Source organism: Ruegeria sp. BJ5, assembly GCF_056537865.1.
Map to the genome: position 1 here is coordinate 459,841 of NZ_JBQFSH010000003.1, position 15,788 is coordinate 475,628.

At 61.3% G+C, this 15,788-nt stretch carries 14 protein-coding genes and 1 riboswitch; of the genes, 8 read left to right on the plus strand and 6 right to left on the minus strand.

Annotation, left to right across the window (positions count from 1 at the left end; translation table 11 throughout):
* Positions 1–25: 25 nt before the first annotated feature.
* Positions 26–128, minus strand: a riboswitch (TPP riboswitch).
* A 126-nt stretch (positions 129–254) separates the two neighbouring features.
* Together dnaJ and dnaK are read right to left on the minus strand one after the other, a co-directional pair.
* Positions 255–1,397, minus strand: a complete 1,143-nt coding sequence (dnaJ, locus tag ACR0NY_RS12985; RefSeq protein ID WP_170340732.1) for a molecular chaperone DnaJ — start codon at positions 1,395–1,397, stop codon at positions 255–257.
* 74 nt (positions 1,398–1,471) lie between these two features.
* Positions 1,472–3,379 carry a molecular chaperone DnaK gene (gene dnaK / locus ACR0NY_RS12990; RefSeq protein ID WP_170340730.1) on the minus strand — a complete coding sequence of 636 codons (1,908 nt, stop codon included), beginning with the start codon at positions 3,377–3,379 and terminating at the stop codon, positions 1,472–1,474.
* A 213-nt stretch (positions 3,380–3,592) separates the two neighbouring features.
* Here dnaK and ACR0NY_RS12995 point away from each other — a divergent pair, with 213 nt between their 5' ends.
* On the plus strand, positions 3,593–4,195 hold the full coding sequence (locus ACR0NY_RS12995; protein WP_170369008.1) for an alpha-ketoglutarate-dependent dioxygenase AlkB family protein: 603 nt from the start codon (positions 3,593–3,595) through the stop codon (positions 4,193–4,195).
* Here ACR0NY_RS12995 and ACR0NY_RS13000 read toward each other — a convergent pair.
* Positions 4,192–5,013: an ABC transporter permease gene (locus ACR0NY_RS13000; RefSeq protein WP_170369007.1), complete on the minus strand. Its 822-nt coding sequence runs from the start codon at positions 5,011–5,013 to the stop codon at positions 4,192–4,194. The two genes, ACR0NY_RS12995 and ACR0NY_RS13000, sit on opposite strands and share 4 nt — an antisense overlap.
* Positions 5,014–5,135: 122 nt before the next feature.
* On the opposite strand from ACR0NY_RS13000, the gene cysQ reads away from it, so the two are divergent.
* From cysQ to ACR0NY_RS13035, 7 genes are all read left to right on the plus strand, one after another.
* A complete protein-coding gene (cysQ, locus tag ACR0NY_RS13005) occupies positions 5,136–5,933 on the plus strand; it encodes a 3'(2'),5'-bisphosphate nucleotidase CysQ (RefSeq protein ID WP_170369006.1) in 798 nt (265 codons plus the stop codon).
* Positions 5,933–6,733, plus strand: coding sequence for a 3-deoxy-manno-octulosonate cytidylyltransferase family protein (locus ACR0NY_RS13010; protein ID WP_170340725.1), 801 nt, complete (start codon positions 5,933–5,935; stop codon positions 6,731–6,733). The genes cysQ and ACR0NY_RS13010 overlap by 1 nt, the downstream gene beginning before the upstream one ends.
* 73 nt (positions 6,734–6,806) lie before the next feature.
* Positions 6,807–7,790, plus strand: a complete 984-nt coding sequence (gene galE / locus ACR0NY_RS13015) for a UDP-glucose 4-epimerase GalE (RefSeq protein WP_170369005.1) — start codon at positions 6,807–6,809, stop codon at positions 7,788–7,790.
* 7 nt (positions 7,791–7,797) lie between these two features.
* Positions 7,798–8,841 carry a glycosyltransferase family 2 protein gene (locus ACR0NY_RS13020; protein WP_170369004.1) on the plus strand — a complete coding sequence of 348 codons (1,044 nt, stop codon included), beginning with the start codon at positions 7,798–7,800 and terminating at the stop codon, positions 8,839–8,841.
* Between the two features lie 185 nt (positions 8,842–9,026).
* Positions 9,027–10,013, plus strand: coding sequence for a glycosyltransferase family 2 protein (locus ACR0NY_RS13025; protein ID WP_170340720.1), 987 nt, complete (start codon positions 9,027–9,029; stop codon positions 10,011–10,013).
* Positions 10,010–11,713: a DUF5927 domain-containing protein gene (locus ACR0NY_RS13030; protein WP_170369003.1), complete on the plus strand. Its 1,704-nt coding sequence runs from the start codon at positions 10,010–10,012 to the stop codon at positions 11,711–11,713. The genes ACR0NY_RS13025 and ACR0NY_RS13030 overlap by 4 nt, the downstream gene beginning before the upstream one ends.
* A 6-nt stretch (positions 11,714–11,719) precedes the next feature.
* A complete protein-coding gene (locus tag ACR0NY_RS13035) occupies positions 11,720–13,156 on the plus strand; it encodes a nodulation protein NodH (RefSeq protein WP_170369002.1) in 1,437 nt (478 codons plus the stop codon).
* Here the strand turns inward: ACR0NY_RS13035 and ACR0NY_RS13040 are convergent.
* Genes ACR0NY_RS13040 through ACR0NY_RS13050 form a run of 3 tightly spaced genes read right to left on the minus strand, consistent with a single transcriptional unit; the run spans position 13,140 to position 15,750 of the window.
* Positions 13,140–13,658 carry a L,D-transpeptidase family protein gene (locus ACR0NY_RS13040; protein WP_093963918.1) on the minus strand — a complete coding sequence of 173 codons (519 nt, stop codon included), beginning with the start codon at positions 13,656–13,658 and terminating at the stop codon, positions 13,140–13,142. The genes ACR0NY_RS13035 and ACR0NY_RS13040 overlap by 17 nt on opposite strands.
* 56 nt (positions 13,659–13,714) lie before the next feature.
* Complete coding sequence (locus ACR0NY_RS13045) at positions 13,715–14,500, minus strand: ion transporter (protein WP_170369248.1); 786 nt, start codon at positions 14,498–14,500, stop codon at positions 13,715–13,717.
* A 20-nt stretch (positions 14,501–14,520) separates the two neighbouring features.
* Positions 14,521–15,750, minus strand: a complete 1,230-nt coding sequence (locus tag ACR0NY_RS13050) for a class I SAM-dependent RNA methyltransferase (RefSeq protein WP_170369001.1) — start codon at positions 15,748–15,750, stop codon at positions 14,521–14,523.
* Between the last annotated feature and the right edge of the window lie 38 nt (positions 15,751–15,788).

Below are 15,788 nucleotides of genomic sequence, written 5' to 3' on the forward strand. Positions count from 1 at the left end.
GGGCAACGCGGGCATGGAAAACGTCTGAGTGTTTTAGACCGTTCCCTCCGCCGGTATTGCCCGGATCAGGTTCGATGGGTTGGCTCGCGCCTCTCAGCCCCGGTTCCGGGGCACCCCAACGGTTGGCGCGGACATTCTCAAGGCTGAGGCCGAGAATCAAGGGCCAATTCCGCGCAGTTTCGGGCCAAACTGGACTTAGAAAACAAAAAAGCCGGCGATGATACGCCGGCCTTTCGGGGTCTGGAACGCTGGGATCAGCTTTGCATCCTTTCCCAGAAGGATTTGACGGACGAGAAAAAGCTTTTCGATTCCGGGTGGTTGTCCTCTCCCAGATCGTCGAACTCCTGCAGCAGCTCTTTTTGCCGCGCGGTCAGGTTGACCGGAGTCTCGACCGCAAGCTCGATGAACATGTCACCGATACCGCCGCCCCGCAGCGCAGGCATGCCCTTGGCACGCAGACGCATCTGCCGGCCCGACTGGCTGCCGGCCGGAATCTGCACCCGACCACGGCCACCGTCGATGGTGGGCACTTCGATCGAGCCGCCCAGCGCCGCCTTCGCCATGCTGACAGGCACGCGGCAATACAGGTTCGGGCCGTCCCGCTCGAACAGTTTGTGCGGAGTCACCTCGACAAAGATGTAGAGATCGCCCGGAGGACCGCCGCGCATTCCGGCCTCGCCCTCGCCCGCCAATCGGATACGGGTGCCAGTTTCGACGCCCGCCGGAATGTTGACCGACAGCGCGCGTTCCTTCTCGACCCGGCCCGAGCCATGGCAGGATTTGCAGGGGTTCTTGATGATTTGTCCCAGACCAGCACAGGTCGGGCAGCTGCGCTCGACAGTGAAAAAGCCCTGTTGTGCGCGTACCTTGCCCATGCCGGAACAGGTCGGGCAGGTGGTTGGTTCAACTCCGCCCTCGGCGCCGGTGCCCTCGCAGGACGAACAGGCCACGGCTGTCGGGACGTTGATGGTTTTCTGCAGGCCGGAATAGGCCTCTTCCAGCGAAACCCTCAGGTTGTAACGAAGGTCCGAGCCGCGAGCGGCACGGCGACCGCCGCCGCCACGCTGTCCACCCATGAAATCGCCGAACAGGTCATCGAACACATCAGAAAACGCGCTGGAGAAATCGCCCGATCCAAAGCCGCCACCACGCTGGCCGCCGCCCATGCCATTCTCGAACGCAGCATGGCCGAACCGGTCATACGCGGCCTTTTTGTCAGCGTCGCGCAGAACGTCATAGGCCTCGTTGGCCTCTTTGAACAGGGCCTCGGCGTCCGGGTTGTCTTTATTGCGATCGGGGTGCAGCTCTTTCGCCTTCCGGCGAAAAGCTTTCTTGATCTCATCCGCCGAAGCACCCTTGGACACGCCGAGCACTTCGTAATAGTCGCGTTTTGACATCGGTATTTCCTTCTGCCTCAACGTAAACGGGCCGGCCCGGCATCCGGACCGGCCCGAATTGGCCCGGTTACCCGTTAGTTGCGCTTGTCATCGTCCAGGTCTTCGAACTCGGCATCGACGATGTCGTCATCGCCGGGCCCCGCATCCGCGGCTGCCGGTTCTTCACTGGCCTCTTCGGACTGCGCCTTGTAGATCGCCTCGCCCAGTTTCATGGACGCTTCGGTCACGTTCTGGATGCCGGCCTTGATCTTGTCGGCATTGTCCGATTCCAATTCGTCCTTGAGCGCGGCCACGGCCAGTTCGATCGCCTCGACGGTCGCCGGATCGACCTTGTCGCCATGCTCCTCGAGCGATTTCTCGGTCGCGTGGATCAGGCTTTCGGCCTGGTTCTTGGCTTCGACCAGTTCCTTGCGCTTGCGGTCGGCTTCGGCGTTCTCTTCGGCGTCCTTGACCATCTTTTCGATGTCTTCCTCCGACAGTCCGCCCGAGGCCTGGATCGTGATCTTCTGTTCCTTGCCGGTGCCCTTGTCCTTGGCCGAAACCGAGACAATGCCGTTGGCGTCGATGTCGAAGGTCACCTCGATCTGAGGCATGCCGCGCGGGGCCGGCGGGATGTCTTCAAGGTTGAACTGGCCCAGGATCTTGTTGTCCGCAGCCATTTCACGCTCACCCTGGAACACCCGGATGGTCACGGCGTTCTGGTTGTCCTCGGCGGTCGAGAAGACCTGAGACTTCTTGGTCGGGATCGTGGTGTTGCGATCGATCAGGCGGGTAAACACGCCGCCCAGGGTTTCGATACCCAGCGACAGCGGGGTTACGTCCAGCAGAACCACGTCCTTGACGTCGCCTTGCAGAACACCGGCCTGGATCGCAGCACCCATGGCCACGACTTCGTCCGGGTTCACGCCTTTGTGCGGCTCTTTGCCGAAGAACTTGGTCACCTCTTCGATGACTTTCGGCATTCGGGTCATACCACCGACCAGAACAACCTCATCCACATCGCTGGCCGAGATGCCGGCGTCTTTCAGAGCGGCCTGGCAGGGCTTCAGCGACTTCTTGATCAGGTCGCCGACCAGCGATTCCAGCTTGGCACGGGTCAGCTTCATGACCATGTGCAGCGGCTGGCCGTTCGCGCCCATCGAGATGAACGGCTGGTTGATCTCGGTCTGGGTGGTCGAGCTGAGCTCGATCTTGGCCTTCTCTGCGGCTTCTTTCAGACGCTGCAGCGCCATCTTGTCCTGGCTCAGGTCGACGCCGTGTTCTTTTTTGAACTCGTCCGCCAGGTAGTTGACGATGCGCATGTCAAAGTCTTCACCACCCAGGAAGGTATCACCGTTGGTCGATTTGACCTCGAACAGGCCGTCGTCGATTTCCAGGATGGTCACGTCGAAGGTACCACCGCCAAGGTCATAGACCGCGATGGTCTGGCTGTCCTGCTTGTCCAGGCCATAGGCCAGCGCGGCGGCAGTCGGTTCGTTGATGATCCGCAGCACTTCCAGACCGGCGATCTTGCCGGCGTCCTTGGTGGCCTGACGCTGGGCGTCGTTGAAATAGGCCGGAACGGTGATCACGGCCTGCGTGACTTCTTCACCCAGATAGCTTTCGGCGGTTTCTTTCATCTTGCCGAGGATGAAGGCCGAGATCTGGCTTGGGGAGTATTTCTGCCCGCGGGCCTCGACCCAAGCGTCGCCGTTGCCGCCATCGACGATGGCGTAGGGCACCATTTTCTTGTCCTTCTGGACTTCTGCGTCATCCACACGACGCCCGATCAGGCGCTTGACGCCAAAAATCGTGTTGTCGGGGTTGGTGACCGCCTGGCGTTTCGCCGGCTGCCCGACCAGTCGCTCGTCTTCGGTGAAGGCGACGATCGAGGGCGTGGTCCGCGCCCCTTCCGCGTTTTCGATGACCTTCGGCTGCGCGCCGTCCATGATGGCTACGCACGAGTTGGTGGTCCCAAGGTCAATCCCGATTACTTTTCCCATTTTTCGATCCCTTTCTTTTCAAGGCGATGTCCCGAGGCCGGAACCCGTTACGGCATCCCTGCCCCGATCTGCTGGGCGCGACAGGTCTACACCATCGCGCGTCCCGGCGTATATAAGGGCGAGGCCTGAGGCCTGCAAGCGTTGTGAAATGCAGGTTTTCGGGAATTTTGGGCCTTTTTCGGCAAGGATTTCAAAAGGAATGAGGTTTCTGTCATGACGCGCCTGAATTTACGGGGGTTCGACATCCGAAAAGGCCATCTGGACGGCGCCGCTCAGCGGCAGATCATCGAGCTTCTGCGGCCGATTCTGAAAGCCGCTCCGCTGTTTCATCCCAGCACCGCTTCGGGGCGCAAGATGTCGGTGCGCATGACGTCTGCCGGAACGTTGGGCTGGGTGTCGGACGGGGCCGGATACCGGTACCAGGACGCGCACCCCAAGGGCATGGCGTGGCCCGCCATTCCGGACCCGATCCTGTCGATCTGGCGCGACCTTGCCGGAACCTCTCGAGACCCCGATTGCTGTCTGATCAACTATTACGGCGAAGGCGCAAAGATGGGGATGCACCAGGACAAGGACGAGGCCGATTTCTCGTGGCCGGTCCTGTCGGTTTCGCTGGGCGATGACGCCTTGTTCCGGATCGGCAACACGACCCGCGGCGGCAAGACCGAGTCCGTCTGGCTGAGTTCCGGCGACGTGGTCGTCATGGGGGGTCCCGCTCGGTTGGCCTATCACGGCATCGACCGGATCCGGTTCGGGTCTTCGCGCCTGCTGCCCAAAGGGGGCCGGATCAACCTGACGCTGCGCGTGGCAACCTAACGGCGCGCATCCCAGCTTTTTGAGATGTGCTTACGGGTAAAGAACTCTCCCAGCAACCCGATCATCATCAGGGCGATGCCGACCCACAGCGCATATTCCCAGCTGGAGTTGCGCGGAAAGTAGTTGCGAAACACGAAACCGCGGCACTGATCGATCACGTGAAACAACGGGTTCCAGGCGAACATGGCCAGCATCCATCCGCCCAGCGCATTGCCTACGAACATCTTGCCCGAGAAGATCATGTTCATCCGGCGATAGACATTGCTCAGTATGGTGGAGGTCTGCGGCATCCACGGCTTGAGCGCCATGAAGACCAGACCGACCGCGCAGCCGGTGTACCACGCAAGGATCAGCATGGCGAACGCACCGCCCGGGTCCTGCATCTCGATCGGATTGACCGCAACGCTGTAGACGAACAGGATCACCAGGATTGAAACGACCTGCGTGTACAAGGTCCCGAAGGCCGCGGCCAAAAGCAGAACCATCATGTTCATCGGCGAATGCAGCATCATGGGATTGTTGGTGCCCCCAAGCCCCGCGATCGCACCGACGGACTTGATGTGCGTCATGAAAAGAAAGATGCCGGAAAGGATGTACAGGATGAACTCACCCCGGATCTTGGCCACCCGTCCGCCCAGAAACGACATGATGAAATAGAACACGGTCGCCATCAAAACGACTTGGACGATGTTCATCATGATGGCGACTACGGCGTTGGAATGCTGCGAGCGGATGTTGCGGACCACGGCGTGAAACACCAGTTCCGCAAGGTTGAATGCCCCACCCACAAGGCTGCTGCTTCGCTTGTAATAGAACACTCGAACGCTCTTTCCCGGTTTTGTTCCGCCAGCGTGGCACGAATTCCTTGCCGTTCCGTATCCGGCACAGCATAAGTTCGTCAGGTTTTCGGATCAACAAACCATGGAAACGGAGCATTTTTGTGACCTATGACGACCTCATCCCCGTGATCAGACGCCTGGCCCTCGAAGCGGGCGACAAGATCATGGAGATCTACAATGCCGATGATTTTGACGTGAAGGTCAAATCCGATTCCAGCCCCGTGACCGAAGCCGACGAAGCCGCCGATGCGCTGATCTCGGCCGGGCTGCGCGCCGCCTTTCCCGACATCCTGCTGGTGACCGAGGAGCAAGCCGCGTCGCACAGCAAGCAGGGCGATACTTTCCTGATCGTCGATCCGCTGGACGGCACCAAGGAATTCATCAACCGACGTGGCGATTTCACCGTGAACATCGCGCTGGTCGAAAACGGCGTGCCCACCCGCGGCGTGGTCTATGCCCCGGCCCGCGGGCGCATGTTCTATACCCTGGCCGATGGCCGATCGGTCGAAGAAATCGGCGCTCTGGACAAGGACAAACCGGGCGAGGTCACGCCGATATCAGTCTCTGATCCGGACAATTCGGCGCTTTTGGTGGTGGCCTCGAAATCGCATCGCGATCAGGCCACGGATGACTACATCAACAAATATAAGGTCAAGGACAGCAAGTCGGCGGGCTCGTCGCTGAAATTCTGCCTTGTGGCCACGGGCGAGGCCGACCTCTACCCGCGCGTGGGCCGCACGATGGAGTGGGACACTGCCGCTGGCCACGCGGTGCTGGCCGGTGCCGGGGGCCATGTGGTGCGTTTCGAAGACCACGCACCGCTGACCTATGGCAAGGAAGGCTATGCCAACCCGTTCTTCATCGCCTATGCCCCGGGCATCGAACTCAAGGAGGCCTGATGTCGGTTCTGATCGCGATCCCCGCCCGCTATGCCTCGACCCGCTATCCGGGCAAACCGCTGGTGCCGCTGACCGGCGCAACGGGAAAGCCCATGACCCTGATCGAGCGGTCCTGGCGCGCGGCCATGTCGGTTTCGGGCGTCGACCGGGTGGTGGTGGCCACCGATGACGACCGCATCCGCGCTGCGGCCGAGGGCTTTGGCGCCGAGGTGGTGATGACCTCGGAAAGCTGCGCCAACGGCACCGAGCGCTGCGCCGAGGCGCATGACAGGCTGGGCGGCGGGTACGAGATCGTGGTCAACCTGCAGGGCGACGCCCCCCTGACCCCGCATTGGTTCATCGAGGATCTGGTCAATGGCCTGCGCGCCGCGCCCGAGGCCGGCGTGGCCACGCCGGTGCTGCGGTGCGACGGCGAGGCGCTGAACGGGCTGCTGAACGACCGCAGGCATGGCCGGGTGGGCGGCACCACCGCCGTTTTCGCGTCCGATCACAGCGCGCTCTATTTCTCGAAGGAAGTGATCCCCTTCACCGCCGAAACCTATGCCGGGTCGGATCCGACGCCGGTGTTCCACCATGTGGGCGTCTACGCCTACCGCCCCGACGCGCTGGCCGCCTATCCGAGCTGGCCGGTCGGACCGCTGGAGCAGCTCGAGGGGCTGGAACAGCTGCGGTTCATGGAAAACGGGCGCAAGGTTCTGTGTGTCGAGGTCGAGGCAAAAGGCCGCCAGTTCTGGGAGTTGAACAATCCGCAGGACGTGACCAAGATCGAAAGCATGATGTCCGCGATGGGGTTGGAATAGACGCAAATTCCCCGTTCCCCGCGGGCAGCCTGGCAGCTAACCCATGACCGGCAGACATTCGGCAGGACCACGGATGACCAATATACTTGTGACCGGCGGCGCCGGATATATCGGATCTCATGCCTGCAAGGCGCTCGCGCAAGCGGGCTATGTGCCCGTGACCTATGACAACCTTGTCACCGGCTGGCAGGATGCGGTGAAATTCGGCCCGTTCGAACAGGGCGATCTGCTGGACCGCGCGCGGCTGGATCAGGTCTTTGCCACGTACAAACCGGCGGCGGTGATGCATTTCGCCGCGCTCAGCCAGGTCGGCGAAGCCATGAGCGAGCCGGGCCGGTACTGGCGCAACAACGTCACCGGATCACTGAACCTGATCGAGGCGGCCGTGGCCGCCGGTTGCCTGGATTTCGTGTTCTCGTCCACCTGCGCGACCTATGGCGACCACGACAACGTGGTGCTGGACGAAACCACGCCGCAGCACCCGCTGAACGCCTACGGCGCCTCGAAACGCGCGATCGAGGACATCCTGCGCGATTTCGAACAGGCGCACGGGCTGAACCACGTGATCTTTCGCTATTTCAACGTGGCCGGTGCCGACCCCGACGGCGACGTGGGCGAGTTCCACCGTCCCGAGACCCATCTGGTTCCGCTGTTGTTGGACGCGATCGACGGCAAGCGCGACGCGCTGACCGTCTATGGCACCGATTACGACACGCCCGACGGCACCTGCATCCGCGACTATGTCCATGTCTGCGACCTGGTGGATGCGCATGTGCTGGGCCTGCACTGGCTGGAACAGGGCAAGGGCAGCCGGGTTTTCAATCTGGGCACCGGCACCGGGTTTTCGGTGAAAGAGGTGATCGCGCAATCGCACAGCGTGACCAACCGCGAAGTGCCCTTCAATGTCGGTCCGCGCCGGGCGGGCGATTGCACCAAGCTGGTGTCAGGTTCGACCCGGGCCGTGGCCGAGCTGGGCTGGCGGCCGAAACGTTCGCGGCTGGAGGTGATGATCGCCGATGCCTGGCGCTGGCATCAGAATGGCCACTACGAAAAGTGATCGTGCCATGGGCGCAGCTGTGAAAACCGACGAAAACGCCCCGGGCTGGATTCGCAGATACCGCCTGCGCCTGAAACGCAAGCGCCTGTTGTGGCGGTCCTTCCGCAGCCGCCACGCGGTGACGCCGGTATCGGACAAGACCCGGCTGATCGCGCCCACCGACATTCTGGCCTTTACCACCCTGCGCAACGAGATCGCGCGCCTGCCCTGGTTCCTGCGCCACTATCGCCGGCTGGGGGTCGATCATTTCCTGATGGTCGACAACGGCAGCGATGACGGCTCGGTCACTTATCTGCTCAACCAACCGGACGTGTCGCTGTGGCAAACGCAGGCCAGCTATCGCGAGGCGCGGTTCGGGCTGGACTGGCTGACCTGGTTGCAGATGCGGCATGGCCACGGCCACTGGACCCTGATGGTGGATGCCGACGAACTTCTGATCTATGCCCATCACGACAGCCGCGACCTGCGCGATCTGACGGGATGGCTGGACCAAATCGGACAGCCGGCCTTTGGCGCGCTGATGCTTGATCTATACCCGAAAGGCCCGTTGGGCACGGCGCCCTATGACCCCGAGACCGACCCGACCGAAACTTTGAACTGGTTCGATCCCGCCCCTTACAGGGCGCGCCGGCAAGAGCCGCTGGGAAACCTGTGGGTGCAAGGCGGCGTTCGCGAACGCGCCTTCTTTGCCGATTGCCCGGACCGGTCTCCAACTCTGAACAAGATTCCGCTGGTGAAGTGGGACCGTCGCTATGCCTTCGTGAACTCCTGCCACTCGGCGCTGCCCCGACACCTGAATTTTGCCTATGACGGGCCTTCCGGGCAAACCCCCTCGGGCGTCCTGTTGCACACGAAATTCCTGCCGCAAGTCGTCGAGAAGTCGCGCATCGAAAAACAAAGGCGCCAGCATTTTCATGATCCCGACCAATTCGGGCCATACTATGATGGCATCATTGCCGGGCCCGACCTTTGGACTCCACAATCAGAACGGTATTCAGGCTGGGCGCATCTGCAGAGCCTTGGACTGCTGTCAGCGGGCGGGTGGACGTGAACGGGGAATCCTGTGCCCCAAAAACCCGTGCTTGGCTAACGGCTTTTAAATACATTGCTTCGCAAGGTGCGAAAATGTCATAAAACGTTAGTGTCCGGCTCCCGTCTGGCCAAATGCGGACCCCGGACATGCTCGCGTATTACAAGAAGGTTGGGCAGCGCGTGAGCCTTTTGGATTCTTACCGGATGAGACTGCGGCGCAAGCGCCGTCTTGTGCGCTGCATCCGCCGAAGACGCGATCTGCGCACCGTCCGCAACAACACCCGGCGGATCCGGTCCGGTGATGTTCTGCTGATGAGCGTCGTGCGCAACGAAAAGATCCGCCTGCCCTATTTTCTGGACTATTACCGCAAGCTGGGCGTCCGGCATTTCCTGTTCGTCGACAATGACAGCACGGATGGTACGCTGGACTATCTCAAGGCGCAGCCCGATGTCTCGGTCTGGTATACGAATGCCAGCTATCGCCGTTCTACATTCGGGATCGACTGGTCCAACTACTTGCTGCGGAAATACGCCCATGGACACTGGGTCCTGACCGTAGATCCGGACGAGTTCCTGATCTATCCGTTCTGCGACACACGTCCCATCGACGCGCTGACCGATTGGCTGGACGGCACCGGAGTGCGCAGTTTCGGGACGATGCTGCTGGACATGTATCCCGAGGGGCCGATTCAGGACGCCACCTATCACGAGGGGCAAGACCCCTTCGAGATTGCCGCATGGTTCGACTCGGGCAACTACATGATCACCAAGAACCCCGCCTATGGAAACCTGTGGATTCAGGGCGGGCCACGGGCAAGGGTTTTCTTTCAGGACAAGCCCGCGAAAGCGCCCGCGCTGAACAAGATCCCTCTGGTCAAATGGGATCGGCGCTATGTCTATGTCAGCTCGACCCATGCGCTGCTGCCGCGCGGCCTGAACCAGGTCTACGACGAGTGGGGCGGCGAGAAAACCAGCGGCGCATTGCTGCATGCCAAGCTGATCAACACGCTGGGTGACAAAGCCCGCGAAGAACTGCAGCGCGGTGAACACTACCGCGCGTCCGGCGAATACAGGGCCTATGTCGACCAGTTGGAGAGCAAACCGGTTTTCTGGTGCAAATGGTCCGAGAAATACATCAACTGGCGCCAACTTGAGATTCTGGGTCTGATGTCCAAAGGGAACTGGGCATGAGCGGGACCCTGGGCATCGTGATGCTGGTCCACACTGCGCTGGACCGGGCTGAGCAGGTTGCCCGGCACTGGACCGCGGCAGGTTGTCCGGTGGTCATCCACGTCGACCGCAAAGTCGACCCGGCCGTGTTCGAAGATTTTGTCGCGGCCTGTGGTGATGATCCGCTGATCCTGTTCTGCGACCGCCAGGCCTGCGAGTGGGGCGGCTGGGGTATCGTTGCGGCTTCGCAATCTGCCGCGACGCTGATGCTGGAGCGCTTTCCCGACGTACGCCATGTCTTTCTGTCATCGGGCTCTTGTCTGCCATTGCGCCCGGTTCAGGACCTGATCGATTACCTGAGCGACCGGCCTCGCGTGGATTTCATTGAAAGCGCCACCACCGCCGATGTCAGTTGGACCGTGGGCGGGCTGGACCTTGAACGCTTTACCCTTCGGTTTCCCTTCTCGTGGCGCAAACACCGCAAGCTGTTTGACCGCTTCGTCAAGCTTCAGCGCGCGGTCGGATATCGGCGGACAATCCCCAACGGACTGATCCCGCATATGGGCAGCCAGTGGTGGTGCCTGACTCGGCAGACCCTGACCGCGATCCTGCAAGACCCCAAGAGAGAGGTCTATGATCGATACTTCCGGCATGTCTGGATCCCCGACGAAAGCTATTTCCAGACGCTGGCGCGGCTCTATTCCACCCAGATCGAAAGCCGATCGCTGACACTGTCGAAATTCGACTATCAGGGCCGCCCGCACATCTTCTATGACGATCACCTGCAGTTGCTGCGCCGATCCGATTGTTTCGTCGCCCGCAAGATCTGGCCGCGCGCCGACCGGCTGTATCAGGCGTTTCTGAACGATCAGTCCCTCGCCGGAAAACCCGCCGAGCCCAATCCCGGCAAGATTGACCGCGTATTTTCCAAAGCGGTCGAGCGTCGTACCCGCGGCCGCGACGGCCTGTACATGCAAAGCCGTTTTCCCCGCCATGGCAGCGAAAACGGCCTGACCGCGTTTCCTTACTCCGTGTTTCAGGGTTTTTCCGAGTTGTTTGAGGGCTTTGAAAGCTGGCTGCGCAATGCGTCAGGCGCCCGCGTCCATGGGCATCTTTTCAACCCCAAGCGCGCCGAATTCGCCGAAGGAGAGACCATCCTGAACGGGTCCCTCAGCGACAACGCCATTTTGCGCGACTACAATCCGATGGCGTTTCTGTCGAACCTGATCTGGAACACTCGGGGAGAACGCCAGTGTTTTCAATTCGGCCCCGCTGACACCCAGAAGATCAATTGGTTTCTGGCGAGAGACAAGAACGCACAGGTCTGCGTGGTCACCGGTGCCTGGGCTGTTCCGCTGTTTCGGTCGAACATGAATTTCGCTGACATCCGCGCCGAAGCGGCCCGCCTGCAAAAGATCGAGACCGAACAGCTTGAGGTGCTGGATTCCGTGTGGACCAAAGCACGCGTGCATGTTTGGTCAATGGCCGAATTCGTTGAGTCTCCGATGGAACATCTGCAAACCGTTCTTGAAGAGATGGGCGCGACGCAGCCCAGCCATCTGATCGAGGCGCCGACGATGGTTGATCTGGCCGGTTTTGGAAAGTTCCTGCAAAACCTCAAGAACCAGGGAATGCACCCTCACCTGATGGGCGACTTTCCTGCCGACGATGTATTCGGCAATCAGACCCGCCCGTATCGCAAGCCCTACCTGGTGCAATGACCCCGCATGCCGACCGACTTTGACTATTTCATCATTCTTGCCGAAATGCGCACCGGGTCGAACCTGCTGGAGGCAAACCTGAATGCGTTGGACGGAGTGCAGTGTCATGGCGAGCCGTTCAATCCGCACTTCATCGGATACCCGAAAGCAACCGAAGTGCTGGGATTTTCACTGGAAGACAGGGATGCTGCGCCGGACCGCCTGATCGAAGCGATGCGTACCGCGCCGGAGGGTCTGCACGGGTTCCGGTTTTTTCACTCGCACGACCCGCGGGCCCTGGCGATGGCGCTGAACGATCCGCGCTGCGCAAAGATCATTCTCAACCGCAACCCGTTGGACAGCTACATCTCGCTCAAGATTGCGCGGGAGACCCAACAGTGGATGCTGACCAACGTGAAACGCAGGCGCGCCACCAAGGTTGCGTTTGATGGGGACGAGTTTCGGGACTACGTGGATGAGCAGCAGGCGTTTCAGCTGAGTTTGGTCAATCAGCTGCAAAAAACTGGCCAGACCGCATTTTACATCGGTTACGAGGATCTGACCCAACTGGATGTTCTGAACGGACTGGCGGCATGGCTGGGGGTTGAGGCGCGTCTGGATCAACTGGCCCCGGATCTCAAACCCCAGAACCCGGAACCGGCTTTGTCCAAGGTGACCAATCCCGAAGCCATGGATGCGGCCCTAGCGGCCCTGGACCGGTTCAACCTGCACCGAACGCCGAACTTTGAACCGCGACGGGGCCCGGCCGTTTCGCGTCATATCGCGGCCGCGGAAACGCCGCTGATGTATCTGCCGATCCGTGGTGGACCGGAACAAATCGTGGTTCAATGGATGTCCGAACTGGATGGCGGCGCGCTGATCACCGACCGAAACCAGAAGCAGGTGCGCCGCTGGATGAAGGCGCATCCGGGTCACCGGAAATTCACGGTCCTGCGACACCCGTTAGCGCGGGCACATTCGGTGTTTTGCGAACGGATCCTGGGCACCGGGCCCGGCGCATATGCCGGAATCCGCAACCGGCTGCGCAACGGGTTCAAGTTGCCGATCCCGGGCCAGGTGCGCGATGGGAACTATTCGCTCGAGCAGCACTATCAGGCGTTTTCGGCGTTTCTTGAGTTTCTGCAGCTGAATCTTTCTGGCCAGACCCCGATCCGAGTCGACGGGCTGTGGTGCACGCAGGCCCGCATGTTGGAGGGGATTGCGGGCTTTGCCCTGCCCGATCTCATACTGCGCGAAGAAGAGATGGCCACCGCGCTACCGAATCTGGCCCGCGGCCTGGGGCACAATGCCCCGCCGAAGCCCGGCGTGCCCGCGCCGGACCAGCCCTATTCGTTGGATCAGATCTACGATGACAAACTCGAGGCGCTGGCCGAGGAAACCTATCAGCGCGATTATCTGCAGTTCGGATTCGGGAAATGGCGGCCTATCAAGGCCGAACGGTGATCAACGTCCCTTCGTTCACCATCGCATAGATCTCTTCGATCTCTTCGTTCTTGACGGCGATGCAGCCAGCGGTCCAATCCGGTGTCTTCTTCGCGCGCTTGAACTCCTTGCGCAGGTTCGGTTGGCCGTGAATGAAGATATCTCCACCCGGGTCGAAGCCCATCGCCTTTGCCTTGGCGATATCCTGGCTGTTGGGATAGGAGATCCCCAGCGACAGGTGATATCGGCTGCGAGGGTTGCGGCGGTCGATCAGGTAGGTGCCTTCGGGTGTGCGACCGTCTCCGCGCTTGACCTTTGTGCCGCTTGGAGCGAACCCAAGCTCGACATCATATTCGCGCAAGATCTGCTCGTGATGCAGCAGGTACATCTTGCGCGCGCCCTTGTTCACCACGATGGATGTCACCTCGGGTCCGTTGTAGGTCAGAAACCGGGGGCCCGCACTTCCACAAGCCGAAAGGCTCAGTGTTGCCAGTGCACCCAATCCAAATGCTCGACGATCCATGATTTCACTGCCTGCTCGTTTTTTCGCATAATGCCAAAATCCGGCAGAAACGGAAATCACTTTTTGCTGTTCATATGCTCGGTCAGGCGGCGTTCGATCGATTCAAGCCGGTCCAGCACCTCGTCCCGATAGGCATCTGTCTTGACTTCATCCTCGGCGTGGTGGGCATCCTGCATCGAATTCACGATCAGACCGACCAGCAGGTTCACGACCGCGAAGGTCGTGACCATGATGAAGGGCACGAAGAACAGCCAGGCGTAGGGATAGACCTCCATCACCGGGCGCACGATGCCCATCGACCAGCTTTCCAACGTCATGATCTGGAACAGGGTATAGGCCGACAGACCCAGATCACCGAACCACTCCGGAAAGCTGTCCGAGAACAGTTTGGTCGAGATCACCGCGCCGATATAAAACAGGATCGCCATCAGCAGGAACACGCTGCCCATGCCCGGCAACGCCTGGATGAACCCCTCGACTACCCGGCGCAGACGCGGCGCAACCGAGATCACCCGCAGCACCCGCAGGATCCGCAACGCACGCAACACTGAAAGACCCGCACCGCCGGGCACCAACGCGATGCCGACGATCACGAAATCGAAAATGTTCCAGCCATTGAGGAAGAAACGGCGCCCGTTGGCGACCAGTTTCATCGCGATCTCGGCCACGAAGATGGTCAGGCAGATGGTGTCGAGCAGCACGATCACCGGCCCGAATTTCGCCATCAGGCCGTCCGAGGTTTCCATGCCCAGCAGAACTGCGTTCACCAGGATGACGCCGGTGATGAATTGCGAAAACCGCGGGTTTTCGACAAAGTCCTGCAGGCGCTGCCGGATCGTCATGCGAAGGGTCTCCTGTCGGGTCATGGATTCTCTGCCAGTTTGAAGCCGCCCACCAATTCGCTGTGGGATGACCATCGAAATTGGTCAACCACTTGGACCCATTCAAGGGCATAGCCCGCCTGAACAAGATTTTTTGCATCCCGCGCGAAGGTCACAGGGTTGCAGGACACATAGGCGATGACCGGACGGCGGGCCTGAGCCAGCTCGGCCACCTGGGCCTCGGCGCCGGCGCGCGGCGGGTCCAGAACCACGGCGTCAAAGCGGCGCAGTTCGTCCGGCATCAAGGGGCGGCGGAACAGGTCGCGCGCCTCGGTCGTGACCTGTTTCAATCCCGTGGACTTGCGCCAGCCCTGATCCAGCGCGCGGGTCATGTCGGCCGCGCCTTCAACGGCATGAACCTCGGCCCGTTGCGCCAGCGGCAACGAGAACGTGCCGCAGCCCGCGAACAGATCAACCACCCGTTTTGCCGGGCCGACAATCTCCAAAACTGCCAGTGTTAGAGCCTGTTCTCCATCTTTTGTGGCCTGGAGGAAAGCCCCCGGCGGCGGGACCACCGTGGCCGGACCAAAACGCTGTGCGGGTGGGTTGCGCATGGCGATCACCTCGCCATCCCAGGCCAGCCGCGCCAAGCCGTGCTGCTCGGTCGCCTGCGCAAGCGCCAGTTCCAGCGGGCCGTCCAGAGGTTTGCCGCCCTGCACCGCCACGTCCAGCCCGGCTTCGGATAGGGTCAGGGTGACAGACAACACGCCCTTGCGGCTGCCGCCCAGTTCGGCCAGCGCCTTGGCCACGGGGATGACGGCGGTCAGCGCAGGATCCAGCAGCTGGCAATCAGGAATCTCGGTGATCACGTCCGAGGCGCGGCCGTGGAACCCCGCCAGCGCGCCCTTCTTGGTGCGGCGCACCGCGATGGTGGCGCGGCGACGCGACTGCGGCGGCGACGTCAGGATCGGGCGCATCTCGGCCTGCAGCCCCTGAGCAGCCAGCGCGGTACGCACCACCTCGACCTTCCAATCGGCCACGAAGGCGTCCGAGGCGTGCTGCAACTGGCAGCCGCCGCAGCTTTTGTAGTGGCGGCACGGCGGATTGACCCGATCGTCCGACGGCGTCAGCACCTTGATATCGGTCAGCTCCGAGCCGTCCAGCAGGCCGCTGACCCGCTCGCCAGGCAGCGTTCGGGGGGCATAGACCGGGCCCTCGGCGATGCCGTCGCCCTGATGCCCGAGGCGGAGAATGGTGTATTCCTGCGTCATGGCCTGCCTGATAGCCGGGCTGATGCGCCAACAAAACC

Coding starts and splice junctions, on each gene's coding strand:
- dnaJ (WP_170340732.1), bottom strand. CDS start 1,397: ATGTCAAAACGCGACTATTACGAAGTGCTCGGCGTGTCCAAGGGTGCT.
- dnaK (WP_170340730.1), bottom strand. CDS start 3,379: ATGGGAAAAGTAATCGGGATTGACCTTGGGACCACCAACTCGTGCGTA.
- ACR0NY_RS12995 (WP_170369008.1), top strand. CDS start 3,593: ATGACGCGCCTGAATTTACGGGGGTTCGACATCCGAAAAGGCCATCTG.
- ACR0NY_RS13010 (WP_170340725.1), top strand. CDS start 5,933: ATGTCGGTTCTGATCGCGATCCCCGCCCGCTATGCCTCGACCCGCTAT.
- galE (WP_170369005.1), top strand. CDS start 6,807: ATGACCAATATACTTGTGACCGGCGGCGCCGGATATATCGGATCTCAT.
- ACR0NY_RS13020 (WP_170369004.1), top strand. CDS start 7,798: ATGGGCGCAGCTGTGAAAACCGACGAAAACGCCCCGGGCTGGATTCGC.
- ACR0NY_RS13025 (WP_170340720.1), top strand. CDS start 9,027: ATGAGACTGCGGCGCAAGCGCCGTCTTGTGCGCTGCATCCGCCGAAGA.
- ACR0NY_RS13030 (WP_170369003.1), top strand. CDS start 10,010: ATGAGCGGGACCCTGGGCATCGTGATGCTGGTCCACACTGCGCTGGAC.
- ACR0NY_RS13035 (WP_170369002.1), top strand. CDS start 11,720: ATGCCGACCGACTTTGACTATTTCATCATTCTTGCCGAAATGCGCACC.
- ACR0NY_RS13040 (WP_093963918.1), bottom strand. CDS start 13,658: ATGGATCGTCGAGCATTTGGATTGGGTGCACTGGCAACACTGAGCCTT.
- ACR0NY_RS13045 (WP_170369248.1), bottom strand. CDS start 14,500: ATGACGATCCGGCAGCGCCTGCAGGACTTTGTCGAAAACCCGCGGTTT.
- ACR0NY_RS13050 (WP_170369001.1), bottom strand. CDS start 15,750: ATGACGCAGGAATACACCATTCTCCGCCTCGGGCATCAGGGCGACGGC.